The organism is Diaminobutyricimonas aerilata (assembly GCF_002797715.1).
In the GTDB taxonomy this organism is placed as follows: Bacteria; Actinomycetota; Actinomycetes; order Actinomycetales; family Microbacteriaceae; genus Diaminobutyricimonas; species Diaminobutyricimonas aerilata.
This window is the reverse complement of the sequence record NZ_PGFF01000001.1, coordinates 1,749,299-1,774,085: the sequence shown is the minus strand read 5'-3', so window position 1 is coordinate 1,774,085 and position 24,787 is coordinate 1,749,299. Positions and strand designations below refer to the sequence as shown.

At 69.9% G+C, this 24,787-nt stretch carries 28 protein-coding genes; 15 read left to right on the top strand and 13 right to left on the bottom strand.

The genetic code is table 11. The features are described 5' to 3' along the window. Positions 1-14: 14 nt before the first annotated feature. The 4 genes from CLV46_RS08540 to CLV46_RS08525 all read right to left on the bottom strand — a co-directional run bounded on the left by CLV46_RS08540 (position 15) and on the right by CLV46_RS08525 (position 2,633). A complete protein-coding gene (locus tag CLV46_RS08540; protein WP_100364377.1) occupies positions 15-380 on the bottom strand; it encodes an RNA polymerase-binding protein RbpA in 366 nt (121 codons plus the stop codon). Between the two features lie 123 nt (positions 381-503). Then, positions 504-1,277: a glycerophosphodiester phosphodiesterase family protein gene (locus CLV46_RS08535; protein ID WP_100364376.1), complete on the bottom strand. Its 774-nt coding sequence runs from the start codon at positions 1,275-1,277 to the stop codon at positions 504-506. After that, on the bottom strand, positions 1,249-2,166 hold the full coding sequence (locus CLV46_RS08530; protein WP_100364375.1) for an SPFH domain-containing protein: 918 nt from the start codon (positions 2,164-2,166) through the stop codon (positions 1,249-1,251). Before CLV46_RS08530 ends, CLV46_RS08535 begins: the two co-directional genes overlap by 29 nt. Beyond that, entirely contained in the window at positions 2,163-2,633 is a 471-nt protein-coding gene (locus tag CLV46_RS08525) for an NfeD family protein (protein ID WP_100365970.1), read from the bottom strand. The genes CLV46_RS08530 and CLV46_RS08525 overlap by 4 nt, the downstream gene beginning before the upstream one ends. Positions 2,634-2,715: 82 nt before the next feature. On the opposite strand from CLV46_RS08525, the gene CLV46_RS08520 reads away from it, so the two are divergent. After that, positions 2,716-3,474 (top strand): SDR family oxidoreductase, encoded by a 759-nt coding sequence (locus CLV46_RS08520; RefSeq protein WP_245866664.1) that lies wholly within the window; start codon positions 2,716-2,718, stop codon positions 3,472-3,474. 5 nt (positions 3,475-3,479) lie between these two features. Further along, positions 3,480-3,932 carry an NUDIX hydrolase gene (locus CLV46_RS08515; protein WP_245866661.1) on the top strand — a complete coding sequence of 151 codons (453 nt, stop codon included), beginning with the start codon at positions 3,480-3,482 and terminating at the stop codon, positions 3,930-3,932. Between the two features lie 18 nt (positions 3,933-3,950). On the opposite strand, the gene CLV46_RS08510 is transcribed toward CLV46_RS08515, so the two are convergent. Further along, positions 3,951-4,376, bottom strand: coding sequence for a VOC family protein (locus CLV46_RS08510; RefSeq protein WP_100364373.1), 426 nt, complete (start codon positions 4,374-4,376; stop codon positions 3,951-3,953). A gap of 47 nt (positions 4,377-4,423) precedes the next feature. On the opposite strand from CLV46_RS08510, the gene CLV46_RS08505 reads away from it, so the two are divergent. Beyond that, positions 4,424-4,891, top strand: a complete 468-nt coding sequence (locus tag CLV46_RS08505; RefSeq protein WP_100364372.1) for a heme-degrading domain-containing protein — start codon at positions 4,424-4,426, stop codon at positions 4,889-4,891. A 105-nt stretch (positions 4,892-4,996) separates the two neighbouring features. Here the strand turns inward: CLV46_RS08505 and CLV46_RS08500 are convergent, their stop codons facing one another. After that, on the bottom strand, positions 4,997-6,730 hold the full coding sequence (locus tag CLV46_RS08500) for an NAD(P)/FAD-dependent oxidoreductase (protein ID WP_157802276.1): 1,734 nt from the start codon (positions 6,728-6,730) through the stop codon (positions 4,997-4,999). A gap of 150 nt (positions 6,731-6,880) precedes the next feature. Between CLV46_RS08500 and CLV46_RS08495 the strand changes: the two genes are divergently transcribed. Together CLV46_RS08495 and CLV46_RS08490 are read left to right on the top strand one after the other, a co-directional pair. Next, entirely contained in the window at positions 6,881-9,484 is a 2,604-nt protein-coding gene (locus tag CLV46_RS08495; protein WP_100364370.1) for an ATP-binding protein, read from the top strand. Then, the gene (locus CLV46_RS08490; protein ID WP_100364369.1) at positions 9,481-10,350 is read left to right on the top strand and encodes a hypothetical protein; all 870 of its coding nucleotides are present in this window, start codon (positions 9,481-9,483) and stop codon (positions 10,348-10,350) included. The genes CLV46_RS08495 and CLV46_RS08490 overlap by 4 nt, the downstream gene beginning before the upstream one ends. Here the strand turns inward: CLV46_RS08490 and helR are convergent. Together helR and CLV46_RS08480 are read right to left on the bottom strand one after the other, a co-directional pair. After that, positions 10,337-12,496: an RNA polymerase recycling motor ATPase HelR gene (helR, locus tag CLV46_RS08485; RefSeq protein ID WP_100364368.1), complete on the bottom strand. Its 2,160-nt coding sequence runs from the start codon at positions 12,494-12,496 to the stop codon at positions 10,337-10,339. The genes CLV46_RS08490 and helR overlap by 14 nt on opposite strands. A gap of 102 nt (positions 12,497-12,598) precedes the next feature. After that, positions 12,599-13,318 carry an SDR family NAD(P)-dependent oxidoreductase gene (locus tag CLV46_RS08480; protein WP_100364367.1) on the bottom strand — a complete coding sequence of 240 codons (720 nt, stop codon included), beginning with the start codon at positions 13,316-13,318 and terminating at the stop codon, positions 12,599-12,601. A gap of 107 nt (positions 13,319-13,425) precedes the next feature. On the opposite strand from CLV46_RS08480, the gene CLV46_RS08475 reads away from it, so the two are divergent. The 4 genes from CLV46_RS08475 to CLV46_RS08460 are packed head-to-tail and all read left to right on the top strand — an operon-like array spanning position 13,426 to position 14,886. Further along, a complete protein-coding gene (locus CLV46_RS08475; protein WP_100364366.1) occupies positions 13,426-13,782 on the top strand; it encodes a VOC family protein in 357 nt (118 codons plus the stop codon). Then, entirely contained in the window at positions 13,779-14,105 is a 327-nt protein-coding gene (locus CLV46_RS08470; protein WP_245866658.1) for an ArsR/SmtB family transcription factor, read from the top strand. Before CLV46_RS08475 ends, CLV46_RS08470 begins: the two co-directional genes overlap by 4 nt. Further along, positions 14,102-14,593, top strand: a complete 492-nt coding sequence (locus CLV46_RS08465) for an SRPBCC domain-containing protein (protein WP_100364364.1) — start codon at positions 14,102-14,104, stop codon at positions 14,591-14,593. The genes CLV46_RS08470 and CLV46_RS08465 overlap by 4 nt, the downstream gene beginning before the upstream one ends. After that, complete coding sequence (locus CLV46_RS08460; protein WP_100364363.1) at positions 14,590-14,886, top strand: YciI family protein; 297 nt, start codon at positions 14,590-14,592, stop codon at positions 14,884-14,886. The genes CLV46_RS08465 and CLV46_RS08460 overlap by 4 nt, the downstream gene beginning before the upstream one ends. Positions 14,887-14,949: 63 nt before the next feature. Here the strand turns inward: CLV46_RS08460 and CLV46_RS08455 are convergent, their stop codons facing one another. After that, on the bottom strand, positions 14,950-15,426 hold the full coding sequence (locus CLV46_RS08455) for an SRPBCC domain-containing protein (RefSeq protein ID WP_100364362.1): 477 nt from the start codon (positions 15,424-15,426) through the stop codon (positions 14,950-14,952). Further along, entirely contained in the window at positions 15,423-15,785 is a 363-nt protein-coding gene (locus CLV46_RS08450; protein ID WP_100364361.1) for an ArsR/SmtB family transcription factor, read from the bottom strand. The genes CLV46_RS08455 and CLV46_RS08450 overlap by 4 nt, the downstream gene beginning before the upstream one ends. 97 nt (positions 15,786-15,882) lie before the next feature. On the opposite strand from CLV46_RS08450, the gene CLV46_RS08445 reads away from it, so the two are divergent. Beyond that, the gene (locus CLV46_RS08445; RefSeq protein WP_100364360.1) at positions 15,883-16,254 is read left to right on the top strand and encodes a YchJ family protein; all 372 of its coding nucleotides are present in this window, start codon (positions 15,883-15,885) and stop codon (positions 16,252-16,254) included. A gap of 16 nt (positions 16,255-16,270) precedes the next feature. On the opposite strand, the gene CLV46_RS08440 is transcribed toward CLV46_RS08445, so the two are convergent. Both CLV46_RS08440 and trpD read right to left on the bottom strand, forming a co-directional pair. Beyond that, positions 16,271-16,540, bottom strand: a complete 270-nt coding sequence (locus tag CLV46_RS08440) for a DUF3072 domain-containing protein (protein ID WP_100364359.1) — start codon at positions 16,538-16,540, stop codon at positions 16,271-16,273. Between the two features lie 75 nt (positions 16,541-16,615). Continuing rightward, positions 16,616-17,668: an anthranilate phosphoribosyltransferase gene (gene trpD / locus CLV46_RS08435; RefSeq protein WP_100364358.1), complete on the bottom strand. Its 1,053-nt coding sequence runs from the start codon at positions 17,666-17,668 to the stop codon at positions 16,616-16,618. A gap of 119 nt (positions 17,669-17,787) precedes the next feature. Here trpD and ctaE point away from each other — a divergent pair, with 119 nt between their 5' ends. The 4 genes from ctaE to qcrB are packed head-to-tail and all read left to right on the top strand — an operon-like array spanning position 17,788 to position 21,984. Next, positions 17,788-18,378 (top strand): aa3-type cytochrome oxidase subunit III, encoded by a 591-nt coding sequence (gene ctaE, locus CLV46_RS08430; protein WP_100365968.1) that lies wholly within the window; start codon positions 17,788-17,790, stop codon positions 18,376-18,378. Between the two features lie 22 nt (positions 18,379-18,400). Then, positions 18,401-19,198: a cytochrome bc1 complex diheme cytochrome c subunit gene (qcrC, locus tag CLV46_RS08425; protein ID WP_100364357.1), complete on the top strand. Its 798-nt coding sequence runs from the start codon at positions 18,401-18,403 to the stop codon at positions 19,196-19,198. Between the two features lie 33 nt (positions 19,199-19,231). After that, complete coding sequence (gene qcrA / locus CLV46_RS08420; RefSeq protein ID WP_100364356.1) at positions 19,232-20,323, top strand: cytochrome bc1 complex Rieske iron-sulfur subunit; 1,092 nt, start codon at positions 19,232-19,234, stop codon at positions 20,321-20,323. Next, positions 20,320-21,984 (top strand): cytochrome bc1 complex cytochrome b subunit, encoded by a 1,665-nt coding sequence (gene qcrB / locus CLV46_RS08415; protein ID WP_425430406.1) that lies wholly within the window; start codon positions 20,320-20,322, stop codon positions 21,982-21,984. Before qcrA ends, qcrB begins: the two co-directional genes overlap by 4 nt. A 267-nt stretch (positions 21,985-22,251) precedes the next feature. On the opposite strand, the gene CLV46_RS08410 is transcribed toward qcrB, so the two are convergent. Next, a complete protein-coding gene (locus tag CLV46_RS08410; RefSeq protein ID WP_100364355.1) occupies positions 22,252-24,327 on the bottom strand; it encodes a DNA gyrase/topoisomerase IV subunit B in 2,076 nt (691 codons plus the stop codon). A 210-nt stretch (positions 24,328-24,537) separates the two neighbouring features. On the opposite strand from CLV46_RS08410, the gene CLV46_RS08405 reads away from it, so the two are divergent. After that, a complete protein-coding gene (locus CLV46_RS08405; RefSeq protein WP_100364354.1) occupies positions 24,538-24,774 on the top strand; it encodes a DUF7455 domain-containing protein in 237 nt (78 codons plus the stop codon). The last annotated feature ends 13 nt before the right edge of the window (positions 24,775-24,787 follow it).

Here is a 24,787-nt window from a genome sequence, read left to right as displayed (position 1 = left end):
CCCAGGTGACGCGCTTACGCGCCGATCTTGTGCTGACCGCGACGGGAACGCAGGTATTCCAAGCGCTCCTGCAGCAGTTCCTCGAGCTCGGCGCGCGTGCGCCGCTCGAGCAGCATGTCCCAGTGGGTGCGCGGAACCTTGGCCTCGGCCTGTTCCGACTGCACCAGCTCGCCGTTGTCGGCGACCAGGCGCCCCGACTGTCCCGTCTTGGGCGAGTCCCACGTCTCCGGCAACTCCGCATCTGCAGCGAAGATCACCTCGAACGTCGACCCGTCGGGCGTGCGGTAGACGCCTCTCTTCCGCGGCGAGAACTCGACACCCTCTTCGCTCTGCAGGCTCTGAGCCCCGAGTCGCATACCGCGCAAACTACGATCCGCCATCGTGTGGCCTCCTTCTCGCGTTGCAGCTTCCGAAAGTTATAAACGTCGCACCTGGGTGGAACCTGCCCGGCGCGCGGCGCTGTCAGTCGACTCCCAGTGGGGAAGGCGGGGGAGGGGAGGCGTTCAGCGGGAGGCGACGAGGTCGATCGCGAGGTCCGCGCGGTCGGTGACGATCCCGTCGACACCCCACTCGAGCAGGCGTCGCATCGTCGCGACGTCGTTCACCGTCCACACGTGCACCTCGACGCCGGCGGCGTGGAACGCCCGCACCGACTCCGGGGTGACGACACGGATGCCGGACGTGCGCTCGGGCACCTGCAGGGCGTGCACATCGGCGAGCACACGACCGAGCGTGACCCGCATTCCGAGGCGCCAGGCGAGCACAGCCCGCGCGACGACGAGTGAGGAACCGGAGGTGGCCACCCCGGGTGCCGCGGCGAGGGCCGCCCGGCGGCGGCGTTCGTCGAACGCGCTCACGAGCACACGGTGCTCGGCACCCGCGGCCCGGATCGCGTCGCCGGCCGGTCGTGCGGCCTCGTGCGCCTTCACGTCGATGTTGAAGCGGGCGTCGGGCAGCGCCTCGAGCGCCTCGGCGAGGGTGCAGAACCCGCTGCCGCCGAGGTCGATCGCGGCGAGTTCGCGCGCCGTCAGTTCGGCGACGCGTTCGCGGCGGCTGGTGAGGCGGCGCAGGTCGGCGTCGTGGCTGATGATCGCGACGCCGTCACGCGAGGCGTGCACATCCGTCTCGATGTAGCGGGCCCCCGCATCCCATGCGGCGCGGAACGCCGGCAGAGTGTTCTCCGGTACCCGCAGCGCGAGACCACGATGAGCGAGGATGCGCGGGGTGGTGCCGGAGAAGAAGGGGTGGTCAGTCCGCGGGGGGAGTGGTGCGGCCACCCAGGAATCCCTCCCCGATGCCCTTGACGGCCTCCGTGAGCTCGCTCGGGATGATCCAGAGCTTGTTCGAGGAGCCCTCGGCGAGCTTCGGCAGCGTCTGCAGGTACTGGTAGGCGAGCAGCTTCTCGTCCGGGTTGCCGTCGTGGATGGCCTTGAACACCGTCGTGATGGCCTGCGCCTCACCCTGGGAGCGCAGCACCGCGGCCTGGGCCTGGCCCTCGGCGCGGAGGATCTCCGCCTGCCGGGCACCCTCGGCCTCGAGGATCGCCGACTGCTTCGTGCCCTCCGAGATGAGGATGGCGGCGCGCTTGTCGCGCTCGGCGCGCATCTGCTTCTCCATCGAATCCTGGATCGAGACGGGCGGGTCGATCGCCTTGAGCTCGACACGCCCGACTCGGATGCCCCACTTGCCGGTCGCCTCGTCGAGCACGATGCGCAGCTGCCCGTTGATCTCGTCGCGGCTCGTGAGCGCCTCTTCGAGGTTCAGTCCACCGACGACGTTGCGGAGCGTCGTCGTGGTGAGCTGTTCGACGGCACCGAGGTAGTTGTTAATCTCGTACGTCGCCGCCCGCGCATCCGTCACCTGGAAGTACACGACCGTGTCGATCGAGACGACGAGGTTGTCCTCGGTGATCACCGGCTGCGGCGGGAACGAGACGACCTGCTCGCGCATGTCGATGAGCGGTCGCACCCGGTCGATGAAGGGCACCAGGATGTTGAGTCCCGGCATGAGGGTCTTGTGGTACTTGCCGAGACGTTCGACCACGCCGGCGTTCGCCTGGGGGATGATGCGGATCGCGCGGATGAGCACGATGATCACGAAGATCGCCAGGACGACGAGCAGGGCGATCACGAAGATCTGGCCGATGAAGGCGCCGGGGTCGATCATGGGGTGTTCCTCTCGACGGGGATGACGATGGCGGTGGACCCGTCGATCGCGGTGACGACGACCCGCTCGCCCTCGAGCAGGTCGCGGTGTTCGGTGAGGGGGGAGACGCGGGCCGTCCACGTCTCGCCGTTGGCGAGCTTCACGAGTCCGCCGAGGTCGGTGACGGTGCGCGCGACGCGGCCTCCCATCCCGAGGAGCGCATCGACGTTGCTCGGCGTCGGATCCTCGCCTCGGCGGAGTGCACGCAGCAGTACCGGGCGGATGAGCAGGATGAGCAGCACCGACAGTACGAGGGCGACGAGGATCTGCAGCCACCACGGCGCGCCGAGCAGGTTCGCGGCGAGACCGCCGAGACTCCCGGTCGCGATCATCAGGAAGGTGAACTCGAGCGTCAGCAGCTCGATGATGACGCAGACCACCACGAAGACCAACCAGATGATCCAGAGGTATTGGGTCACGTCGGGCATCTCGGCCACCTCTTCCGGGGTCGGGCTCCCTTCGACGGTATCACCGGGTCCGTCGGCGGGGGAGTTGCTAGGGTCGGGGACCGTGAATCCTCTCGAAACCGGCTCGCTCACCGGCACGCGCGCGCTCATCACCGGCTCCTCTCGCGGCATCGGCGCCGACACGGCGAAGTACCTCGCCGCGGCGGGCGCGAAGGTGGTCGTGAACTACCGCAACAAGGAGGCGCGGGCGCAGAAGCTCGTGCAGCAGATCCAGGCCGACGGGGGAGAGGCCATCGCGGTCGGCGCGGACCTCACCGACCCGGCGTCGGTCGAGGCGATGTTCCAGAGCGTTCGTGAGCAGTTCGGCGGGCTCGACCTGCTCGTGCTCAACGCGTCCGGCGGCATGGAGTCGGGCATGGGCGAGGACTACGCCATGAAGCTCAACCGCGACGCGCAGGTCGCGGTGCTCGCCGCAGCGCTCCCGCTGCTCGGCGAAGGCTCGCGCGTGGTGTTCGTCACGAGCCACCAGGCCCACTTCATCCGCACCGTCGAGACGATGCCGGAGTACCTGCCGGTCGCACTGAGCAAGCGCGCCGGCGAGGATGCGCTCCGCGAGCTCGTGCCGCAGCTCGCCGAGGCGGGGATCGGGTTCGTCGTGGTCTCGGGGGACATGATCGAGGGCACGATCACCGCGACGCTGCTAGAACGGGCGAACCCGGGCGCGATCGCGAGCCGCAAGGAGTCCGCGGGCAAGCTGTACAACGTGGGGGAGTTCGCCGCCGAGGTCGCCCTCGCCGCCGTCGAGCCCATCCCGGAGAACAACACCCGTTACGTCGGGGACGTCGCCGACTTCCTGCGCTGATCCGAGTGGCCGAGGTCTTCCGGGCCACGGCCCGCGTGCTGCTCGTCGACGAGCGGGACCGTCTGTTCCTGCTGCTGACGAAGTGGCCGGCGGCGGTCGATCGACCCGCACGATGGATCACCCCGGGTGGCGGCATCGACCCGGGGGAGAGCGTGACGGCCGCGGCGATCCGCGAGCTGCGCGAGGAGACCGGGCTGGAGATCGACGACCCCGGCCCGGTCGTGCACGAGGAGCGATTCCGGATGGAGCGGACCGACGGTCACGTCGATGTCGGCCATGCCACCTATTTCCTGCACCGCACGACGGCGTTCGAGCCGTCCCGGGACGGCTGGACGCCCGAGGAGCTCGTCGACGTGCTCGACGCGCGCTGGTGGACGCTCGATGAACTCGACGCCACGGACGAGCCGATGCAACCGGCGGATCTGGTGTCGATCGCGCGGAACGTGCTGCAGCGTTAGGCGGGCTGCGGAATCGGCTCAGCCGAGCGACACGGTGCCGTCGTCACCGATCGACCACGACGGGTTGTGGGCGATCTCCCACAGCACGCCGTTCGGGTCCTCCACGAGCGCGTGGAACACACCGCCGAACGCGCCCGCCTGCGGCTCCTTGACGACCGATCCGCCGGCCGCGCGCATCCGAGTCACCGTCTCGACCACGGCGTCGGGGGAGTCGACGTTGTGGGCGAGGGTGAGCCCGCTCACCGACACGGCGGCGCGGCCGGTGTCCTCGCCGAACTTGCGCGAGTCGAAGAAGGCGAGCAGCAGCCCAGGGGCGACCTGGAAGAACACGATCTCGTCCGGCACGTCGAGGTGCGCCGTCCACCCGAGTCCACGCACGTAGAAATCGCGCACCGATTCGAGGTCGTCGGTCGCCAGCGTGATGAAATGCACGTTCGAATCCATGGATTCATCGTGCCGGTCGGCACCGACAGTTCTGGGAGGATCGGAGCATGAGCGAGCTCCCCGTGTACACCGCCGCCGATCTCGAGTTCGAGTTCGCCGACCTGCGATTCCCGTCGATGAGCAACGACGAGGCGGTCGACCTCGGCCTGGAGGCCGTGGGCGTCATCGACGAGCGCGAGCTCAACCTCGCCGTCGACATCGTGCTCGGCGGTGACCTCGTCTTCCGAGCGAAACTCGGCAAGACCGGACCGGAGAACGATCGTTGGCTGGCCGGCAAGGCCGCCGTGGCGCGCATGTTCGGCGTGCCGTCGCTGCTCGTACGCCGTCGTCACGAGGAGGCCGGAACGCCGTTCACCGACCTCGACATCGACCACGAGACGCACAAGGCGCACGGCGGCTCGGTGCCGATCATCGTCGGTGACGTCGTCGTCGGCACGATCACCGTGTCGGGCGAACCCGACGTGATCGATCACGCGACGGCCGTGGAGGCGATTCGGCGCTTCCTGAATCGCTGACGCGCTGTTCTGCGGCGCGGGCGCCCCTTCCGGGTCGCCGAAGCGGTATCCGATAATGCACATTATGTCAGATCGAATGGGCGCACGCCCTCCCGGCTCGCGGATCTACGTCGGCCGGACCGCCGCTCGCCGCGCCAGGTGCTCGTGCACCGACGAGAGGACCACTGACCCCTCTCCGACGGCGGAGGCGACCCGTTTGACCGATCCGCGCCGCACGTCGCCGACGGCGAAGATGCCGGGCACGGATGCCTCGAGCGGGGCGGGCAGGCGGTCGTGCGGCCACGCCCGTCGACCGCCCTCGGCCACGACGTCGGCGCCGGTGAACACCGAACCCCACCGGTCGCGGAGGACCTCCGGGGGAAGCCACTCGGTGTGAGGCCGCGCGCCGATCGTGATGAACAGGGCGTCGCACGCGAGGGTGTGACGTGAGCCGTCGTCGCGCTCCAACTCGACGCCGGTGAGCGGGCCGTCGGTCTCCCCCGCCTCCGCGCCGACCACCCGGGAGCGGGTGACGACGGCCACGCCCGCCGCCGCGAGTTCCGCGATCAGGTACTCCGACATGCTCGCCGCGAGACCGTCGCCCCGCACGATGAGCGTCACCGCGGCCGCGTACCGGCTGAGGTGCAGGGCGGCCTGCCCCGCGGAGTTCCCGCCCCCGACCACGCAGACTGACTTGCCGCGCTGAGCTCGCGCCTCGACCGCCGTCGCGCCGTAGAACACCGAGACCCCGGCGAACCGCTCGAGGGCGGGCACCGACAGGCGCCGATAGCTCACGCCCGTCGCCACGACGACGGCGGAGGCGCGCACCGTGTCGTCGCCGCCCTCCTCCCCCGGCGATCCGGCGACGTGCACGGCGAAGCCGTCGTCCCCCACCCGCAGCCCGTCGACCCGCCGCGCATGCGCGAAGCGGGCACCGAAGGCCCACGCCTGCTGGTAGGCGCGCCGCGCGAGGTCGGCGCCCGGAGTGCCGCGTGGGAACCCGAGATAGTTGCGGATGAGCGAGCTCGAGCCCGCCTGCCCGCCGATCGGTCCCTTCTCGATCACGAGCGTGCGCAGACCCTCCGACGCCGCGTAGACGGCGGCCGCAAGGCCCGCGGGACCGGCGCCGACGATCACGAGGTCGACGGGCTCGCGGGGCAACGTCGTCGCCAACCCGAGGGAGGCCGCCACGGCGGCATCGTGCGGATCGGTGAGCACCGTGCCGTCGTACGTGCGGACGAGGGGTACTCCCGAATAGGCGACGCCCGCCTCGTCGAGCGTCCGCCGTGCCGCGTCGGACTCGGGGGGAATCGCGTGCACGGCGACTCCCCCTCGCGTGAGCAACGACTGCAGCTCGTGGGTCCGCGGTGCCAGCGGCGACCCGATCACCAGGTACGAGGAGCCGTCGCTTCCCGTGCTCCGCTGCCAGTCCTGCAGAAGGTCGGTGACCGCCCGATGGAACGACTCGTCCGGGTCGTGACGTGGCGCGACGACGTAGAAGTCCACCACGCCGCCCGCGATGAGTTGCCGCACCGCGTCGGCGCTCCCCTCCCCCGCCCACGCGCCCCAGTCGATGAGCAGGCTTCGCCGGCACTCGGAAAACAACGAGCGCGCGATCGAGAAGAGCGGTTGCGGCTCGCCCGGCGCCGACCAGGCGGCGCCGTCGTCCCCGATGGTGAGTGCGACCTCGCGCTCAGCGACCCGCAGGGCGTGCAGCCGGTCCCGAGCCCGCCGCTCCCCCGGTTCGTCGATCACCTCGTAGTCGCTCCCGTACCGACGTTCCAGGTGGGTGAGCACGGACGTGCGCGCGGCCTCGTCCGCGATGCAGACGAGGATGACGGGATGCTGCGCGGATGACAACGACCGCCTCCTCGCGTCGTGTGCCTTCTGGTCCCGAGCGCGTCGTCGGGCCGGTTCGAGCGCGATGCTACGCCCGCGCATCCCCGCGTCGCCAGGGCCATCGGCACCGGATGCTGGACTTGCGGCCGATGACGGGTCCAGACTGCCTGCATGAACGCCGTCGCGGCGATTCGAACACCTGATCAGCGACTTCGTGTGTTCGTCAGCTCGACCCTGCGGGAACTCGCGGCCGAGCGCATCGCCGTGCGCGCTGCGATCGAGCGGCTCGCCCTCACGCCCGTCATGTTCGAGCTGGGCGCCCGGCCGCATCCGCCGCGTGACCTGTACCGGGCGTACCTCGCCCAGAGCGACATCTTCGTCGGCTTGTACGCGGAACAGTACGGATGGGTCGCGCCCGGCGAGGACGTCTCGGGCCTCGAGGACGAGTACCGGCTGGCGCCCGATCTGCCCAAATTGATCTACCTGAAACAGGGTGGTCGTCGCGAGGAACGACTCGACGCGCTGCTCCGCCGCATCCGGGACGACGACCGGGCGTCGTACAAGGCGTTCTCGACACCGGAGGAGCTCGCGCAGCTGGTCACCGCCGACCTCGCGGTGCTCCTCGCGGAGCGGTTCGACCGCACCCGCGAGGCGCCCGCCCCCGCGGAACCGTCGACGCCGGACCCGCAGGTGAACGCGCCGAGCGTCGTGGCGCCGCCGATCCCCCTCACCCGACTGATCGGGCGCGAGAAGGAGGTCGATGATCTCGTCACCCTGCTCGGACGCGACCGTGAACGGCTCGTGACCCTCGTCGGCCCGGGCGGGATCGGCAAGTCGCGGCTCGCCCTCGCGGCGGCCGACCGGCTCACGGCCGAGTTCCCCGACGGCGTGGCGTTCGTCGACCTGGCACCCGTGCGCGAGCCCGCGCGCGTGGTCGAGGCGCTCGCCCAGAGTCTCGGGGTGCGCGACGCCGGCGACGGCCGGCTCGAGCAACGGCTCGTCACGGCCCTGCAGGGTCGGCGGGTACTGCTGCTCCTCGACAACTTCGAGCAGGTCGTCGACGCGGCAGCCGTCGTGGTATCACTGCTGCAGGCGGTGCCCTCGATCGCCGTCCTGGTGACGAGCCGGGTGCTGCTGAGGGTGCACGGGGAACGCAGTGTCACGGTGGCGCCGCTCCCCCTCGCCACCGTGCACCACCGCGGCGACGTCACGGCGGCATCCGCGGTGCCCTCGATCGCCCTGTTCGTCGAACGGGCCCGCGCGGTGAAGCCCGACTTCGAGCTCACCGAGGCCAACCTTCCGACCATCGCGAGCATCGTCGCGGCTCTCGACGGGGTTCCGCTCTCGATCGAGCTCGCCGCCGCGCGACTGCGTGTGCTGGCGCCGCGAGAGCTCGAGGCGCGGCTCGGCCGTGCGCTCGCCGTGCTCGTCGGCGGATCCGCCGACCTGCCCGCGCGTCAACGCACGCTGCGGTCGACGATCGAGTGGAGCACGCGCATCCTCGCTCCGGCGGAGCAGCGGGTGTTCGCCCGGCTCGGCGTCTTCGCGGGTGGCTTCTCGCTCGAGGCCGCCGAGTGGATGGCCCGGGACGTCGACGGAGTGGATCCGATCGAGGCGCTCGCGGCGCTCGTCGACGGCAGCCTCGTCCGGCAGCACGACCGCGGCGATCGCGCGTTCTTCACGATGCTCGCGACCGTGCGGGAGTACGCGGTCGACCAACTCGAGCGAGACGGCACCCTCCGCGAGGCGCGCGACGCGCACGCCTCCTTTTTCCTGCGGCTCGCGCGGGACGCCGAACTCGAACTCGAACGCGCAGACCAGGCGCGATGGGTGACGCGGCTCGCCGACGATCGCGAGAATCTGCGCGCGGCGGTCCGTCACCTGCTCGACGAACGGCGCTGGGACGACGTCGCGCGCTTCGCCTGGGACCTCTACGTCTACTGGTGGGTCGGCGGACAGCTCGCCGCGGTGCGCGCATGGATGCAGGAGGTGCTCGACGCCGGAGACCCGCTGACCCCGCGGACTCGGGCGATCGCGCTGTACTTCACCCGCGCGATCGCGTTCTGGCAGGACCCCGACGACGAGCTCATCCCCGGCTTCCGGGAGAGCGCCGACCTGTTCCGCTCGGACGGGGACGCCTCCGGCGAGGCGCTCGCCCTCATCTCGCTCGCCCTCGCCCAGCTCGCCGCCCGGCACCCCGACGTCCGGGGCGCCGACGAGGCACTCCACCGCAGTCTCGACCTCTTCCGCGACGCCGGCGACGGATGGGGCGAGGCGATGAGCCTGGTCACCCTCGGCCGGGTGGAACTGGTGCAGCAACGGGTCGCCGACGCCCTCGCGCGCTTCGACGAGAGCCTCGCGGTGTCCCGCTCCCACCACGACGCGCTCGGCCAGTCCATCGCGCTCCACGATCGCGGGTGGGCGCAGTTCTTCCTCGGACGCGTCGACGAGGCGCGGGTGTGCTTCGAGGAGAGCCTGCAGGGCTCTGCGGCGATGGGCCACGACGAGGGCGTCGCATACGGCCTCGAGGGCCTCATGGCGATCGCGGCGGCGTCGGGGGACGCCGCTCGCGCGGGGAGGCTGCTCGGGGCGGCCGAACGGGTTCGTGAGCAGAAGGGGCTGTACAACGCGCCGTCGTTCTCCTTCCACCAGCAGTCCGTCGACGCTCTGCTCGCGGGTGACTCGGCCGAGGTGTTCGAGGCGAGCCGAGTCGAGGGACGGGCGATGAGCGTCGAGGCGGCGCTCGAGACCGCATTGGCGGAGGCGCCTCGATGACCGCGCTTCGCCGTCGCTCCCCCGCGCGAGATGACCGCATCCTGCCCTTCACCCGGGTGCTCGCCGCGGTCATCCTGCCGTTCCTCCTGGTCGCGGCCGTGCTGCTCTGCCTCTTCTCGGAATCGACGGACGAGCTGTTCGCCTGGACCATCGCGCCCCCGTTCACGGCGATGCTGCTCGGCTGCGCCTACATCGGCGGCATCTGGTTCTTCGTGGCGGTGCTCCGCGGCTCGCGCTGGCACGGCGTCTGGACGGGCATGCCCGCCGTGCTGGTCTTCGCGACGATGGCCGCCGTCGCGACCTTCCTGCACTTCGACCGCTTCCACCACGGGCACATCTCCTTCCTCGCCTGGCTCGCGCTGTACGCGACCACGCCCGTGCTCGTGACGATCGCGATCGTGCTCAACGGCCCGCGCGACCCGCGCGCATCCGAGTCCGGCGACGTCGAGGTGCCGCGAGTCGTCCGGTACGGCTTCGGCGCGGTCGGGCTGCTCTCCGTCGCGGTGGGGCTCGCCCTGTTTCTCGCGCCGGAGATGGCGATCCCCGTGTGGGCGTGGCCGCTCACGCCCCTGACGGCACGGATCGTCGGCGCCGTGCTCATCCTCCCCGGCATGGTCGACGTGCTGTTGCTGCGGGATGGGCGGTGGAGCTCGTTCCGCACGATCTTCGGCGCGCAGCTCGTCAGCATCGCCGCCATCTCGGTGTGCCTGCTCGCCCGTGGCGGGGATCTGTACTGGGATCGCGTCGCCGCTCCCGCGTTCGTCGCGGCGCTCGCCGCGGCGGCGATCGCCTACGCGACGCTCATGATCGCGATGACGCGACGCCGCAACCGGGCCGAGGTGTCGCCGGCGGTCAGGTCCCGCTGAGGATCACGAGCCGCTGGGTCGCACGGGTCATCGCGACGTACCGGTCGACCGCGCCTTCGACATCGCCGCCGAACGACTCGGGGTCGACCAGCACGACGAGGTCGAACTCGAGGCCCTTGGCGTTCACGGGTGCGAGCGACCGCACGCGCGGGTTCGCCGGCACGAACGAGGGATCGCCGATCACGCACGCGATGCCGTCCGCGTTCTCGGTCAGCCAGCGCTCGATGACGGCGTCGCGGTCGCCGAGGTGTCCGTGGGCCACGGCAATGCCGCTGCGGCGGATGGACGTGGGCACGTTCGCGTCGGGGAGCACCGAGCGGATCACGGGTTCCGCCGCGGCCATCACCTCCTCGGGAGTGCGATAGTTCACCGTCAGAGCAGCGAGACGGATGTCGCGCAGCCCGGCGTGGGAGAGGCGCTCCTCCCACGACTCCCTGAACCCGTGCCGCGCCTGCGCCCGGTCCCCGACGATCGTGAAACTCCGCGACGGGCAGCGCGACAGCAGCATCCGCCACTCGGCGTCGGTGAGCTCCTGCGCCTCGTCGACGACGATGTGGGCGAACGGTCCCGCGAGCAGGTCGGGATCGGCGGCCGGCAGGGCCGCTTCGTCGAGGAGGCTGTTCCGGGCATCCGGGCCACGCAACATCGACATGACGTTCATCTCGGAATCGTCCGCGGCGATGAGATCGTCCACGACGCGGTCCATCTGCTCCTGACGGGCGGCGATGGCGGCGGCACGCTCCCGCGCCCGTCGCGCCGCACCCGGATCGCCCGCGCGCAGTCGAGCCGCGTCGAGGAAGGGCAGGTCGGAGATCGTCCAGGCGAGCGGGTCGTCCCGCTGCAGCGACTGCACCTGCTGCGCGGTGAGCCACGGCGCACACCGGTGCAGGAACTCCGGGAGCGACCACAGGTCCCGCACGATGCCCGTGGGATCGAGCAACGGCCACGCCCGGGCGAACGCCTCCGACAGGGCCTCGTCCTGCGCGAGAGCGCGCCGCACGAGGTGCGCGGGCACCTCCTCGTCGTCGAAGCCGTCGACGAGGATGTCGAGCAGCGCCTCCCACACGTCCTGACGCGCCTCGTTGTGCGGGGTGCCGGCATCCGCGGCATCGAACGCCTCGGCCCACTCCGCCGCGCTGAGCCACACGTCGCGCCACGGCGTCTCGACCGTCATGCCGACGGTGGGCGGACGCTCGAAGTACCGCACCGCGGCCTCGACGGCGGCCAGCAGGTCGCCAGAGGACTTGAGGGCCGCGACGGCCGGGTCGGTCTCGGTCGCCGCCGCGGCGCCCTCCGGCACGAGATCGCGCAGGGTGCACGTCTGCACGCTCTCCTCGCCGAGGCTCGGCAGCACGTCTTCGACGTAGGCGAGATAGGGCTCGTGCGGACCGACGAAGAGCACGCCGCCCCCGCGCCGCAATCGCGCGTCCGAGTAGAGCAGGTAGGCGGTCCGGTGCAACGCGACGACGGTCTTCCCGGTCCCCGGTCCGCCGTCGACGACGAGCGCGCCACGGGAGTCGGCGCGGATGATGGCATCTTGATCGGCCTGGATCGTGCCGAGCACGTCCCGCATCCGCGGCGATCGACTGCTGCCGAGGCTCGCGATGAACGCGGACTGGTCGTCGAGCGCGGCGCGCGCGACCGGGTCGCCCTCCAGGAGTTCCGCGCCGAACACCTCGTCCCAGTAGTCCACGATGCGTCCGCGCGCCCAGCGGTACCGCCGGCGGCTGGCGAGCCCCATCGGTTCCGCGTGGGTCGCGGCGAAGAACGGTTCGGCAGCGGGGGTGCGCCAGTCGACGAGCAGCCGGCGACCGTCGTCGTCGGTCAGTCCCAGCCGTCCGATGTACACCGGATCGGGATCCCCCTCGTGCACGATGCGGCCGAGGCAGAGATCCAGTCCGAAGCGCCGCAGAGTGCGCAACCGCGCGGTCAGGCGGTGCACCTCGAGATCGCGCTCGAGAGCCTGCTGCCCGCTCCCCCCGGGTTGGCGGCGAGCGGCGTCGAGACGGTCGGAGAGCGCGGCGATCTCGCCGCGGAGGGTGTCGGCGATCGTGGCGAAGTGCTGGGCGTCGCGGGAGATGAGGGCCGGATCGGCCTTCGCGGCGAGTCGGTCGGGCAGGTCGAACGCGCTGATGGTGAGAGTCACGGTCGACGATTCTGCGACCGCACGGGGGTCTTGTGGCAAGCCCCCCGCTGCGCTATAGATTGATAGTGGCGGGAAGTATCTTCCGCCTGTCGTCCGGTGCCTCTAGAGCACCATCTGCCCGCGAATGCGGTGTCCGAGCGCGAGCGTCTCGCCCGAGATCGCGGCGGCCTGTTCCGAACAGAGGTAGACGACCGCGGCCGCGACCTCCACGTAGGTCGATCCCCCGGGCTGCCCGATCCCACGGTCGCGCTCCGGTTCGTCGGCGACGGGGCCGGGGTTGACGACGTTGACGGTCACGCCGGTGCCGGCTGCAGCATCCGCGACGACCTTCGAGGCGATGCTCGCGACGCTGTTGCGGGCGGACGCGGTGAGCGAGGTGCTGAGCAGGGCGTTCTGTCCGCTCACATTGATGATCCGCCCCCAGCCGCGCTCGAGCATCCCGGGCAGCACGGCCTCGATGACGCGCAGGTAGCCGAGCGCCTTCCCGTCGATGGCTGAGAGGATCGCCGCCGGGTCACGGTCCAGTGAGGGGTCGAGGGTGCCGGCCGGTGGAGCCGCGGTGTTGACGAGCACGTCGATGCGGCCGAGATCCTCGACGACCGACCGCACCATCGTGTCGACCGAGCCGGCGTCGCGCGTATCCACGACGGCGACCCGCACGTCGGCGCCGAGCTCCGCCGCGGCGGCATCGAGCCGCCCCCGGTCGCGGGCGGCGAGCACGACGACCGCCCCCTCCGCGAGCAGCTGGCGGGCGGTCGCGATTCCGATGCGTCCGCTGCCGCCGACGACGAGGGCCACACGGCCGGTGAGTCCGAGATCCATGGGTCAAGGGTAGATCGCACGACACCGCCGCTCCCTCCCCCGCAAATGCCTCTTGTCGCATCCGACAGGACACGCTAACGTAAGCGACACCTAACAAAGGAGTGGTCATGGGTCAGCCGGTAGCGATGTTCGAGATCGTCAGCACGGATCACGAGCGGCTCGGTCGTTTCTACGAGCAGCTGTTCGACTGGAAGGTCGACGGGGCGCCCGGCGACGACGGATACGCCCTCGTCGACACGCAGTCCGAGCCCATTCCGCTCATGGGCGGCATCCGGCCGTCGATGGGCGAGGGTGACACGGGCGTGAAGTTCTACGTGCGGGTCGACGACCTCGCCGCATACCTCGATCGGGCCGAGCAGCTCGGGGGCGCGCGGCTCGTCGAGCCCACGGAGCTGCCGGACGGGTTCGGCACCTTCGCGATGTTCACCGACCCCGACGGCAACACGGTCGGCCTGTGGGCGTGACGGCTGCCCTCGCTCGTGATGACGAAGCGGACCGGATGCTGCGGGCGCTCTCGGAGCAGCGTCGGCGCTCGATCCTCCGGCTCGTGCGCGAACGGGAGCTGCCCGCCGGCCGCATCGCGGAGGAATTCGACGTCACCCGGTCGGCCGTCAGTCAGCACCTCGCGGTGCTCAAGGAGGCGGGTCTCGTGACGGAGCGGCGCGACGGCACCCGGCGGCTGTACCGGGCACGCCCCGAGGCGATGGTCCGGGTGCAGGCCGCCCTCGACGCCATCTGGTCGGATGCGCTCGATCGCGGTCGCGCTCTCGTGGAGGCGGAGCGATGACCGCCGACAACGTGCTGCAGTTCACGCGTCCCCCGGTGCGGCAATCGACGATCGTGCGTGCCGACCGGGAGCGCACCTTCGACGTGTTCCTCGATCGGCTCGCGGAGTGGTGGCCGCTCGACCCGTTCTCCTACGGCGGGAGCGAGAGGATCGCCCGCATCACCGTCGAGCACCGGACGGGCGGCGCGGTGACCGAGCACTGGCACGACGGCTCGTCGCGCGAGTGGGGTCACCTGCTCGACTGGGCACCGCCTCACGGGTTCACCATGACGTGGAACATCACCGGGCAGCCGACCGAGGTCGAGCTGCGATTCACCGCACTGCCCGACGGCACGACGCGCGTCGACCTGGAGCATCGCGGCTGGGATCGACTCTCCGCCGAGGAACTCGTCGCCGCGTGTGCCCTCCCGGGCGGTTACGCCGGCGGCGCGTTCAACGAGGGCTGGGCGACCATCCTGCGTGGACTGAAGGAGCACCTGGAACGATGAACTGGTATCTCATGCGACTCCTCCCGCATCGAGCGGACTTCGCGGAGACGATGACCGCCGACGAATCCGCCGCCATGGAGCGGCACTTCGCGTATTGGGCCGAGCACCTCGCGGCCGGCACGGCCCTCATCCTGAGTCCGGTGGGAGACCCGGACGGCGTCTGGGGGATGTGCGTCGTGCGGGTCGCCGACCGCGAGGCCGTCAGCGCACTCGAGGCGTCGGACCCCGCGATCCTCGCCGGGATCGGGCGATACGAATCGCTCGAACTCCTCGACGTGATGGTGCGCGAGTAGCGCCCACTGCCCGTCGCGCGAGCGCACGAGCGCTCGATCACGTCCGCCGTGCGGGAATCGAGTTCACTCCCCCGCAATCGTCTCGACGAGTCGTGCCAGCTGCGCGGTCACCCCTCCCCAGCCCTCGGTGAATCCCAGTTCCGCGTGGCGGGCCCGCGCCGACGGGTCACCGTGACGCACCAGTACGCCGTACTGGGTGCCTTCCGGATGCTCGCCGAAGGTGATCTCCGCGGTCATCGGCACGGGGGCGGGATCGGTGGGCCGCCACGTGCTGTCGAGCGCGTTGGTGAAGACGAGCCGCTCGCCGGGCTCCACCACGAGGAAGCACGCATCCATGTGCGGCACGAACACGGTCCCGTCGTCACTCATCGAGGTGACCAGTGCGCCGCCCGGCCGCACCTCGAGCCGATCGACACGCGCGATCGTGGGCGAAGGCAGGAACCACTGCGCGAGCCGGGCCGCATCCGTCCACGCACTCCATACGGTGGAGCGCGGGGCACGGATCAGTCGCTGCAGGCTGAGGTCGAGGTCGGGATTCATCGCAGGTCCTCCAGGGGTGGGGTAGGGCTTTCAGAGTCGGAACGGGTCACGAAGTCCTCCAGGCGGTCGGTGCGGCCGGCCCAGACGCGGTGCTGCTCGGCGAGCCAGTCCTCGACCAACGCGAACCGTCGGCGGTCGAGGTGGCAGGTGCGGACCCTCCCCGACTTCACCGTCCGGATCAGTCCATGGGTCTCGAGCGTGTGCACGTGCTTCATGAACGACGGCAGGCTGATGGTGAACTGCCGGGCCAGATCGCTGACGCTGCACGGGCCCTCCCCGAGTCGGCGGACGACCGCTCGTCGGGTCGGATCAGTCAGCGCGGCGAAGACGCCGTCGAGCGCGCCGCTTTCGTTAACCATGCGGCTAAGTATTCACCTAAGAAATAGTTAGCGCAATGGCTAAGTTTTTCCTGCGCGATCACCCTGCACCTTCCCCGGTGCCTGCGAGAATCGACGGATGGAACGCTGCCCGTGCCTGAGCGGACTGCCGTACGACGAGTGCTGCGGCCCGCTCCATCGCGCCGAGCGCAGGGCGGGCACGGCGGAACAGCTCATGCGCTCGAGGTACAGCGCCTACGTGCGTCGCGAGGCGGAGTACCTGCTCGACACCTGGCACCCGTCGACGAGGCCGGTTTCGCTCGAGCTGGATCCGGAGTTGCGGTGGTATCGGCTGGACGTCCTCGCGCGAGAACGCGGAGGGCCGCTCGAGACCGACGGGGTCGTCGAGTTCCGCGCCATGTGGCGCGCCGGGACGGAACGCGGAGAGCAGTACGAGCGCAGCCGCTTCCGTCGCGAAGGCGGACGCTGGCTCTACCTCGACGGGTCCTGACGAGACCCGGCCGGCGTCAGTCCTGAGAGCGGCCCGTCTTCTGCTGGAGGCGCTCGATGTGGTCGGATGCCTCGGCCTTGGTGAGGTCCGCGGAGATCTCCTCCCCGGCCTCACGGGCGAGGGTGTCGAGGTAGCTTCGCTGAGCCGCGGTCATCGGCTCATCGCCGGTGACCCACTGCGAGGTGTCCTTCACCGCGGGATCGGCTTCCGGGCCTGCGGCGCCGAGCATCTCGGCGCCGTTCGAGTCGGACGGGTCGTTCGAGGAGGGGGAGTTCGAGTCGGACATATGTTCGACACTACGAGTCGGCGGGCCACGACGGCGTGTCGCGCGCGCACCCCCAGCAAGTCCACAGCGGGCCGGTCAGGCCCCCGCGGCAGCCACCCACGCGTCCAGTTTCGCCGCTGCCGCGCCCGAGTCGATCGTCGACTCGGCGACCGCGATCTTCTCGGCGAAACGCTCGCGGATGTCCCGTTGCACGAGTTCCGGATCGTTCGCCAGGTCCCACGACACGAGCCCCGCGGCGGTGTTGAGCAGCACGATGTCGCGCACGGGGCCGCGGTCGCCGGCGAACACCGCCCGCGCGATCGCCGCGTTGTGCGCCGCATCCCCGCCCTGCAGGTCCTGGATCTCGGCGCGGGCGAGACCCAGCTCGCGCGGGTCGATGTCGTGTTCGGTCACGAGTCCGCGCGACACCTCCCAGACGTGGCTGTGACCCGTGGTGGTCATCTCGTCGAGCCCGTCGTCGCCACGGAACACGAGAGCCGTCGCCCCTCGCGTCTGGAACACCCCGACGAACAGCGGGATCTTCTCCGCGTTCGCGACGCCGACCGCGCTCGCCTCCGGCCGCACCGGATTGCAGAGCGGACCGAGGAAGTTGAACACCGTCGGCACGCCCAGCTCCTTGCGCACCGGCCCGGCGTTCGCGAAGCCCGGGTGGAACGCCGACGCGAACGCGAACGTGATGCCGACCTCCTCGAGCACCTCGGCGACACGCGCGGGCGACAGGGAGAGATCGATGCCCAGGGCGGCGAGCACGTCCGAGGAGCCGGACGCCGAGCTCGCCGCGCGGTTGCCGTGCTTCACCACGCGCGCTCCGGCCGCCGCGGCGACCACCGATGACATCGTCGAGACGTTCACCGTGCCGAACCGGTCGCCCCCGGTGCCCACGATGTCGAGGGCCATGGGGTCGGCGTCGAACGGCAGCGCGTTCTCGAGCACCGCGTCGCGGAACCCGACGACCTCGTCCACGGTCTCGCCCTTCGCGCGCAGCGCGACGAGGAACGCCGCGAGCCGGGCGGGCGTCACGGTGCCTGCCATGACCTGCCGCATGGCCCACGACGCCTCGCTGATGGTCAGGTCGTCGCCGTCGAGGAGGCGGGTCAGCAGGCCGGGCCAATCGGGGGTCGCGAGCATGTGGCCAGGATAGGCCCGTCAGTGCGTTCAAGGGGTGCGGCGCGGTACGGGGGGTGCTCCGGATCGTCCATAATGGTGTGGTGACCAGCACCCCCTTGCCGCGCTCTCTGGGCGCCCCGATGATCAACCGTCCCAACGTCGTCCAAGTCGGAACGATCGTCTGGCTCGGCAGCGAGGTCATGTTCTTCGCCGGGTTGTTCGCGATCTACTTCACGCTGCGCTCGATGGCCCCCGATCTGTGGGCCCACGAGACGGCGAAGCTCAACATCCCGCTGTCGTTCACGATCACGGTGATCCTGGTGCTCTCGTCGGTCACGTGCCAGTTCGGCGTCTTCGCGGCCGAGCGCCTGCAGCACCGCCGCACCGGGTGGAAGCCCACGCAGTGGGGCATGATCGAGTGGTTCTACCTGACCTATCTGCTGGGTGCGATCTTCATCATCGGCCAGACCTACGAGTACTCGCTTCTGGTCAGCGAGTACGTGAGCCTCACCAGCAACTCGTACGGGTCGGCCTTCTACATCACCACCGGCTTCCACGGTCTGCACGTGACCGGTGGACTCATCGCCTTCCTTCTCGTGATCGGCCGTGCCTACGCGGTGAGGACGTTCACGCATCGCGAGGCCACCAGCGCCATCGTCGTGTCGTACTACTGGCACTTCGTCGACGTGGTGTGGATCGCGCTGTTCCTCATCATCTACTTCCTCAAGTAAGGCATTGGACCGGATCCCCCGCATGGCGAAGAAGACACGCTCCCCCCGTACCTCCGGCCGTCGGCACCCGCTGGCCTCGGCTGCGCTGCTGCTCGTCGGTCTGCTGGCCACCGGCGGCGCCTACGCGATGTTCACGACATCGGCCACGGCCGACACCACCGAAGCGACCCAGGAGATGGTCGACGAGGGCGGCAAGATCTTCGCCGCGAACTGCGCGAGCTGCCACGGCCTCGACGCCCAGGGCACCGAGGCAGGCCCGAGCCTCATCGGTGTCGGTGCCGCATCCGTCGACTTCCAGGTCGGCACCGGCCGCATGCCGATGGCCGCAACGGGTCCGCAGGCCCCGGACAAGCCCGCCCAGTTCAGCGAAGAGGACGTGCACAAGCTCGCCGCGTGGGTCGCGTCGCTCGCCCCCGGGCCGGCCATCCCCGACGAGGAGTACCTGCAGTCCGACGGCGACGCCGCCAACGGCGCCGAGCTCTTCCGTATCAACTGCGCGATGTGCCACAACGTGGCCGGCGCCGGCGGTGCGCTCACGGAGGGCAAGTACGCGCCGAACCTCAAGGACGTCAGCGCCGTGCACATCTACGAGGCCATGGTCACCGGCCCGCAGAACATGCCGGTGTTCAACGACCTGAACCTCACGCCCGAGGACAAGGCCGACATCATCACCTACCTGACCGAGTGGGCTTCCGCCCCGTCGCCCGGTGGCGTCGACCTCGGCAGTCTCGGCCCAGTGGCAGAGGGCCTCTTCATCTGGATCTTCGGTCTCGGGGCGATCGTGGGCATCACGATCTGGCTGACCGCCCGCTCCAACTGACCCCCGACGACCCGCACTCACTGGAAGGACACCATGGCGAAGCAGGACGACAGCGCCGAACCGGACTCGGGCGTGAACGACGCCAAGCCCGGCAAGGACGTTGCGAGGAGCGAGCACCCTGAGGTCTCCTCCGGCACCGCCGTCGTGCGTTCCGACTCGTTCGAGAACCCCGGATTCCCCCCGCACCGGCCCCGCGTCACCGACGTGGACCCGAAGAAGGATGCCCAGGCCGAGCGCCGCGTCGTGTGGCTGTTCTACGCATCCATCGTCGGCAGCGTCTTCGCGGTCGCGGCGTACATCGCCTTCCCGATCACCGAGGGCGACATGGGCTCGGTGCGCCTGAGCAACCTCCTGCTCGGACTCGGCATCACGCTCGGTCTGCTCGGCATCGGTCTCGGTGCCGTGCACTGGTCGAAGGCGCTCATGGACGGGCACGATCTCGTCGAGCAGCGTCACGGCACGCGCGGCAGCGACGCGACCCGCGCCAAGGCCGTCGAGGTCTTCGCCCTCGGCAACAAGGAGTCCGGCTTCGGCCGTCGCGCCCTGTTGCGCAACACGCTCATCGGCGCGCTCGTGGCGACGCCGATCCCGGCGGTCGTGCTGTTCCGCGACCTCGCCCCGGCTGCGGACCCGGTCAAGCTCCTCAAGCACACGATTTGGGACAAGAACGTCCGTCTCACGCGTGATCCCGACGGCTCCCCCATCCGCGCGTCCGACGTGACGCTCGGCTCGGTGTTCCACGTGATCCCGGAGGGGCTCAACGAGTCCCACCACAAGCTGGAGGAGAAGGCCAAGGCGGCCGTGCTCCTCGTCCGCATGAACCCCGCAGAGCTCAAGGAGTCCGAGGACCGCAAGTCCTGGTCGTACGACGGCATCGTCGCCTACTCCAAGATCTGCACCCATGTCGGATGCCCCGTTGCCCTCTACGAGCAGCACACCCACCACTTGCTCTGCCCCTGCCACCAGTCGCAGTTCGACGTCTCCGACCAGGCGAAGGTCATCTTCGGCCCGGCGGCGCGGCCGCTTCCGCAGCTGCCGATCGCGGTCGACGACGAGGGCTACCTCATCGCGCAGAGCGACTTCACCGAGCCCGTCGGGCCGTCCTTCTGGGAGCGCGAGCTGTGACCACCACAGAGAACCCCACCACCACCACGACCCCGCAGGCGCAAGCGCCGTCGCGTCCGGTCGTGCCGAGCCGCGGTACCCGGTTCACCGGGTGGGCGGCGAACTACATCGACGAGCGCACGAGCATGTCGGGACTGGTCAAGGAGCTGGGTCGCAAGATCTTCCCCGACCACTGGTCGTTCATGCTCGGCGAGGTGGCGCTCTACAGCTTCGTCGTCATCCTGCTCTCGGGCACGTTCCTGACGTTCTTCTTCCAGCCCTCGATGGTCGAGGTGGAGTACGAGGGGTCGTACGCGCCGATGCGCGGCATCGAGATGTCGATCGCCTACGCGTCGTCGCTCGACATCAGCTTCGACATCCGCGGCGGTCTGCTCATGCGGCAGATCCACCACTGGGCGGCCCTGCTCTTCGTGGCCTCGATCGTGCTGCACATGCTGCGCGTGTTCTTCACCGGTGCGTTCCGCAAGCCGCGTGAGATCAACTGGCTGATCGGCTTCGTGCTGTTCATCCTGGCCATGGCCGAGGGCTTCACCGGATACTCGCTTCCCGACGACCTGCTCTCCGGCAACGGTCTGCGCATCATCGACGGCATGGTCAAGGGCCTCCCGGTCGTCGGGACCTGGATCTCGTACCTGCTCTTCGGCGGCGAGTTCCCGGGAACCGACATCGTCGCGCGCCTGTACGTGCTGCACATCCTGCTGCTGCCCGCCATCCTGGTGGCCGCGCTCGGCGTGCACATGCTGCTGCTGATCGTGAACAAGCACACCCAGTTCGCCGGCCCCGGCCGCACGAACGAGAACGTCGTCGGCGTGCCGATCATGCCGGTGTTCGCGGCGAAGGCCGGCGGCTTCTTCTTCATCGTGTTCGGCGTCATCGCGCTCATCGCGTCGCTCGTGACGATCAACCCGATCTGGAACTACGGCCCGTACGACCCCTCCCCCGTCTCGGCCGGTACGCAGCCGGACTGGTACATCGGATTCGCCGACGGCATGCTGCGCCTGATCCCGCCGCACTGGGAGTTCATCCTCTTCGGCTGGACCTTCTCGATGAACATCATCGTGCCGGTCGTCATCCTCGGTGGATTCATCGTGCTCATCGCGGTGTACCCGTTCATCGAGGCCTGGATCACGGGCGACCGTCGCGAGCACCACATCGCCGACCGTCCGCGCAACGCGCCCACCCGCACCGCGATCGGCGCCGCCGGCATCGTGTTCTACTGCGTGATGTTCGCCGCGGCGAGCTCCGACCTCATGGCGACGCACTTCGCGCTGAGCATCGAGGGTGTCATCCACACGATGCAGGTGCTGCTGATCGTCGGCCCGATCATCGCGTTCATCGTCGCCAAGCGCATCTGCCTCGCGCTGCAGCGCAAGGACCGCGAGATCGCGCTGCACGGCTACGAGTCGGGCCGCATTGTGCGCCTCCCCGGCGGCGAGTACATCGAGGTGCACCAGCAGCTCGACGAGTACGAGCGCTGGCGACTGGTGAGCTTCGAGGAGAACCGCCCGCACATGATCCGTCCGGACTCGCGTGGACGCATCGGCGTGGGCCAGCGCGTGCGCGCCGGCCTCTCCCGCTGGTTCTTCGAGGACCGGATCGCTCCGGTCACCAAGGGCGAGATCGAGGTCGCCGCACACCACGGCGACGGCGGTCACCACTGATCCGACTGTTCCTCTGACGACGAGGGCCCCGCATCCGGCTGGATGCGGGGCCCTTCTCGTGTCGGGGGCGATCAGTTCGTCGGGCCGGGGCGGGGCGGGCCGGGGGCGGCAGCGAGAGCGGATGCCCGACGCGGTGCCCGGCGTGTCGGCGCTCGGACTCGGGGTGTCGGGCCGTCGTTCCGCTCCCGCTGCACGCGGGAACCGGCACAGCGCACCCGAGGGCGGACGCGCCCCGCTGTCGCTGGTGCGATGCGGCTGCGCGCCGGATCAGGCGTCGATGCGCTCGCGGTCGACGTCGGCGCCGATGATGAACTCCTTGCGGGGCGCCACGTCGTTGCCCATCAGCAGCTCGAAGACGTGCGCCGCCTGCTCCGCGTCGGTCACGCGCACGCGGCGCAAGGTGCGGTGGGCGCGGCTCATGGTGGTGTCGGCGAGCTGGTCGGCGTCCATCTCCCCCAGGCCCTTGTAGCGCTGGATGGGGTCCTGGTAGCGCTTGTTCGTGCGCTTGAGTCCCGCGAGCACGCCGGCGAGTTCCTGCTCGGAGTAGGTGTAGATCGTCTCGTTGGGCTTCGAGCCGGGGTTCATCACGACGACGCGGTGCAGCGGAGGCACGGCCGCGAAGACGCGGCCCTGCTCGATCATCGGCCGCATGTACCGGAAGAACAGCGTGAGCAGCAGGGTGCGGATGTGGGCGCCGTCGACGTCCGCATCGCTCATGATGATGACCTTGCCGTAGCGGGCCTGGTCGATCTCGAAGCTCCGTCCCGAGCCTGCGCCGATCACCTGGATGATCGAGGCGCACTCGGCGTTCGAGAGCATGTCGGAGACCGACGCCTTCTGCACGTTGAGGATCTTGCCGCGGATGGGCAGGAGCGCCTGGTACTCGGAGTCGCGCGCGAGCTTGGCGGTTCCCAGGGCGGAGTCGCCCTCGACGATGAACAGCTCGCTGTTCTGCACGTCGTTCGAGCGGCAGTCGACGAGCTTCGCCGGCAGCGAAGAGCTCTCGAGCGCGTTCTTGCGGCGCTGTGTCTCCTTGTGTGCGCGCGCGGAGATGCGGCTCTTCATCTCGGCGACGATCTTGTCGAGCACGAGGGCCGTCTGCGCCTTGTCGTCGCGCTTGGGGCTCGAGAACCGCTCCCCCAGCGCCTTCGTGAGCACGCTCGACACGATGGAGCGGACGGCGGGGGTTCCCAGGATCTCCTTCGTCTGGCCCTCGAACTGCGGCTCCGGCAGGCGGACGGTGAGCACGGCGGTGAGCCCGGCCAGCACGTCCTCCTTCTCGAGCTTGTCGTTGCCGACCTTGAGCCGGCGCGCGTTCTTGTCGACCTCGCTGCGGAGGAACTTCAGCAGGCCCGCCTCGAAGCCCGCCTGGTGCGTGCCGCCCTTCGGGGTGGCGATGATGTTCACATAGCTGCGGAAGACCGTCTCGTAGCCGACGCCCCAGCGCAGCGCGAGATCGACCTCGCACTCGCGCTGCACCTCGGTCGGCACCATGTGCCCGTTGGGCTGCAGCACGGGCACGGTCTCCGAGAAGGTGCCGGTGCCCTGGATGCGCCAGACGTCGGTGATCGGCCCGTCGATGGCGAGGTGCTCGACATACTCCGCGATCCCGCCCTCGAACCGGAAGAACTCGACGGTCGGGGTCTCCCCGCGCAGGTCGCGGATCTCGATTCCGAGGCCCGGAACGAGATAGGCGGTCTGCCGCGCCCGGGCGAGCAGCTCCTCGAGCTGGAAGGTCGCTCCGCGGGTAAAGATCTGGCGGTCCGCCCAGTAGCGGATGCGCGTGCCGGTGCGCGCCTTCGGCACCTTGCCGACGACGCGCAGTTCACTGCCGGAGACGAAGGGCGCGAACGGCGCGTCCGGCGAGGGGTCACCGGTGTCGGTGAACACCCCCGGCTCCCCGCGGTGGAACGACATCGCCCAGGTCTTGCCGTCGCGGTCGACCTCGACGTCGAGTCGCTCGGACAACGCGTTGACGACGGAGGCTCCCACACCGTGCAGACCGCCGGAGGCCGCGTACGAGCCGCCGCCGAACTTGCCGCCCGCGTGGAGCTTGGTGAACACGACCTCGACGCCGGAGAGACCCGTCTTCGGCTCGACGTCGACAGGGATGCCGCGCGCGTGGTCGCGCACCTCGACGCTGCCGTCGGCGTAGAGCACGACCTCGATGTCGGACCCGTGGCCGCCGAGGGCCTCGTCGACCGAGTTGTCGATGATCTCCCACACGCAATGCATGAGCCCGCGGGAGTCGGTCGACCCGATGTACATGCCCGGGCGCTTGCGGACCGCCTCCAATCCCTCGAGCACCGACAGATGCCGTGCGGAGTAATCGGATGACGCCACGGAGCTCCTCGATCGGGACGGGAATGCGCTGATCGCGCACGACGTTCCACTGTAACGAGGGCCGGAACGCATCCCGCGCCGCGACACCCTCACCAGGCCGTGGCTACGCGTTCAGCGAAATGCAGCCCGTATGGCGCCCATCCCCATGTTCGACGTGTTTTGATTGACGCACGCGGCCTTTCCGCAATCCGAGCCCGTAAGGAGCAGCCGATGTCTCAGATGACTACCGAGAGTGCAGTTACCAACGAGCTCGCTCAGGACCGCAGCCTCACCGCCCTTGACCGGTGCGACAGCTGCGGGGCGCAGGCCTACGTGCGTGTGACGATGAGCAGCGGCGAGCTGCTCTTCTGTGCTCACCACGCGGCGCGCTTCAAGGAGAAGCTCTCCGAGAAGGCGCTCGCCTGGCACGACGAGTCGAGCCGACTGCTCGAAGGGCAGCGCGCCTGATCCCCTGACACAG

Excerpts from the sequence above, each read along its gene's own strand:
- CLV46_RS08465 (WP_100364364.1), top strand. The coding sequence starts at position 14,102 with ATGACCGCCGACAACGTGCTGCAGTTCACGCGTCCCCCGGTGCGGCAA.
- CLV46_RS08475 (WP_100364366.1), top strand. The coding sequence starts at position 13,426 with ATGGGTCAGCCGGTAGCGATGTTCGAGATCGTCAGCACGGATCACGAG.
- CLV46_RS08525 (WP_100365970.1), bottom strand. The coding sequence starts at position 2,633 with ATGCCCGACGTGACCCAATACCTCTGGATCATCTGGTTGGTCTTCGTG.
- ctaE (WP_100365968.1), top strand. The coding sequence starts at position 17,788 with ATGATCAACCGTCCCAACGTCGTCCAAGTCGGAACGATCGTCTGGCTC.
- CLV46_RS08540 (WP_100364377.1), bottom strand. The coding sequence starts at position 380 with ATGGCGGATCGTAGTTTGCGCGGTATGCGACTCGGGGCTCAGAGCCTG.
- CLV46_RS08460 (WP_100364363.1), top strand. The coding sequence starts at position 14,590 with ATGAACTGGTATCTCATGCGACTCCTCCCGCATCGAGCGGACTTCGCG.
- CLV46_RS08530 (WP_100364375.1), bottom strand. The coding sequence starts at position 2,166 with ATGATCGACCCCGGCGCCTTCATCGGCCAGATCTTCGTGATCGCCCTG.
- CLV46_RS08455 (WP_100364362.1), bottom strand. The coding sequence starts at position 15,426 with ATGAATCCCGACCTCGACCTCAGCCTGCAGCGACTGATCCGTGCCCCG.
- CLV46_RS08510 (WP_100364373.1), bottom strand. The coding sequence starts at position 4,376 with ATGGATTCGAACGTGCATTTCATCACGCTGGCGACCGACGACCTCGAA.
- CLV46_RS08505 (WP_100364372.1), top strand. The coding sequence starts at position 4,424 with ATGAGCGAGCTCCCCGTGTACACCGCCGCCGATCTCGAGTTCGAGTTC.
- qcrA (WP_100364356.1), top strand. The coding sequence starts at position 19,232 with ATGGCGAAGCAGGACGACAGCGCCGAACCGGACTCGGGCGTGAACGAC.
- CLV46_RS08495 (WP_100364370.1), top strand. The coding sequence starts at position 6,881 with ATGAACGCCGTCGCGGCGATTCGAACACCTGATCAGCGACTTCGTGTG.
- CLV46_RS08480 (WP_100364367.1), bottom strand. The coding sequence starts at position 13,318 with ATGGATCTCGGACTCACCGGCCGTGTGGCCCTCGTCGTCGGCGGCAGC.
- trpD (WP_100364358.1), bottom strand. The coding sequence starts at position 17,668 with ATGCTCGCGACCCCCGATTGGCCCGGCCTGCTGACCCGCCTCCTCGAC.
- CLV46_RS08440 (WP_100364359.1), bottom strand. The coding sequence starts at position 16,540 with ATGTCCGACTCGAACTCCCCCTCCTCGAACGACCCGTCCGACTCGAAC.
- CLV46_RS08450 (WP_100364361.1), bottom strand. The coding sequence starts at position 15,785 with ATGGTTAACGAAAGCGGCGCGCTCGACGGCGTCTTCGCCGCGCTGACT.
- CLV46_RS08405 (WP_100364354.1), top strand. The coding sequence starts at position 24,538 with ATGTCTCAGATGACTACCGAGAGTGCAGTTACCAACGAGCTCGCTCAG.
- qcrC (WP_100364357.1), top strand. The coding sequence starts at position 18,401 with ATGGCGAAGAAGACACGCTCCCCCCGTACCTCCGGCCGTCGGCACCCG.
- CLV46_RS08445 (WP_100364360.1), top strand. The coding sequence starts at position 15,883 with ATGGAACGCTGCCCGTGCCTGAGCGGACTGCCGTACGACGAGTGCTGC.
- CLV46_RS08490 (WP_100364369.1), top strand. The coding sequence starts at position 9,481 with ATGACCGCGCTTCGCCGTCGCTCCCCCGCGCGAGATGACCGCATCCTG.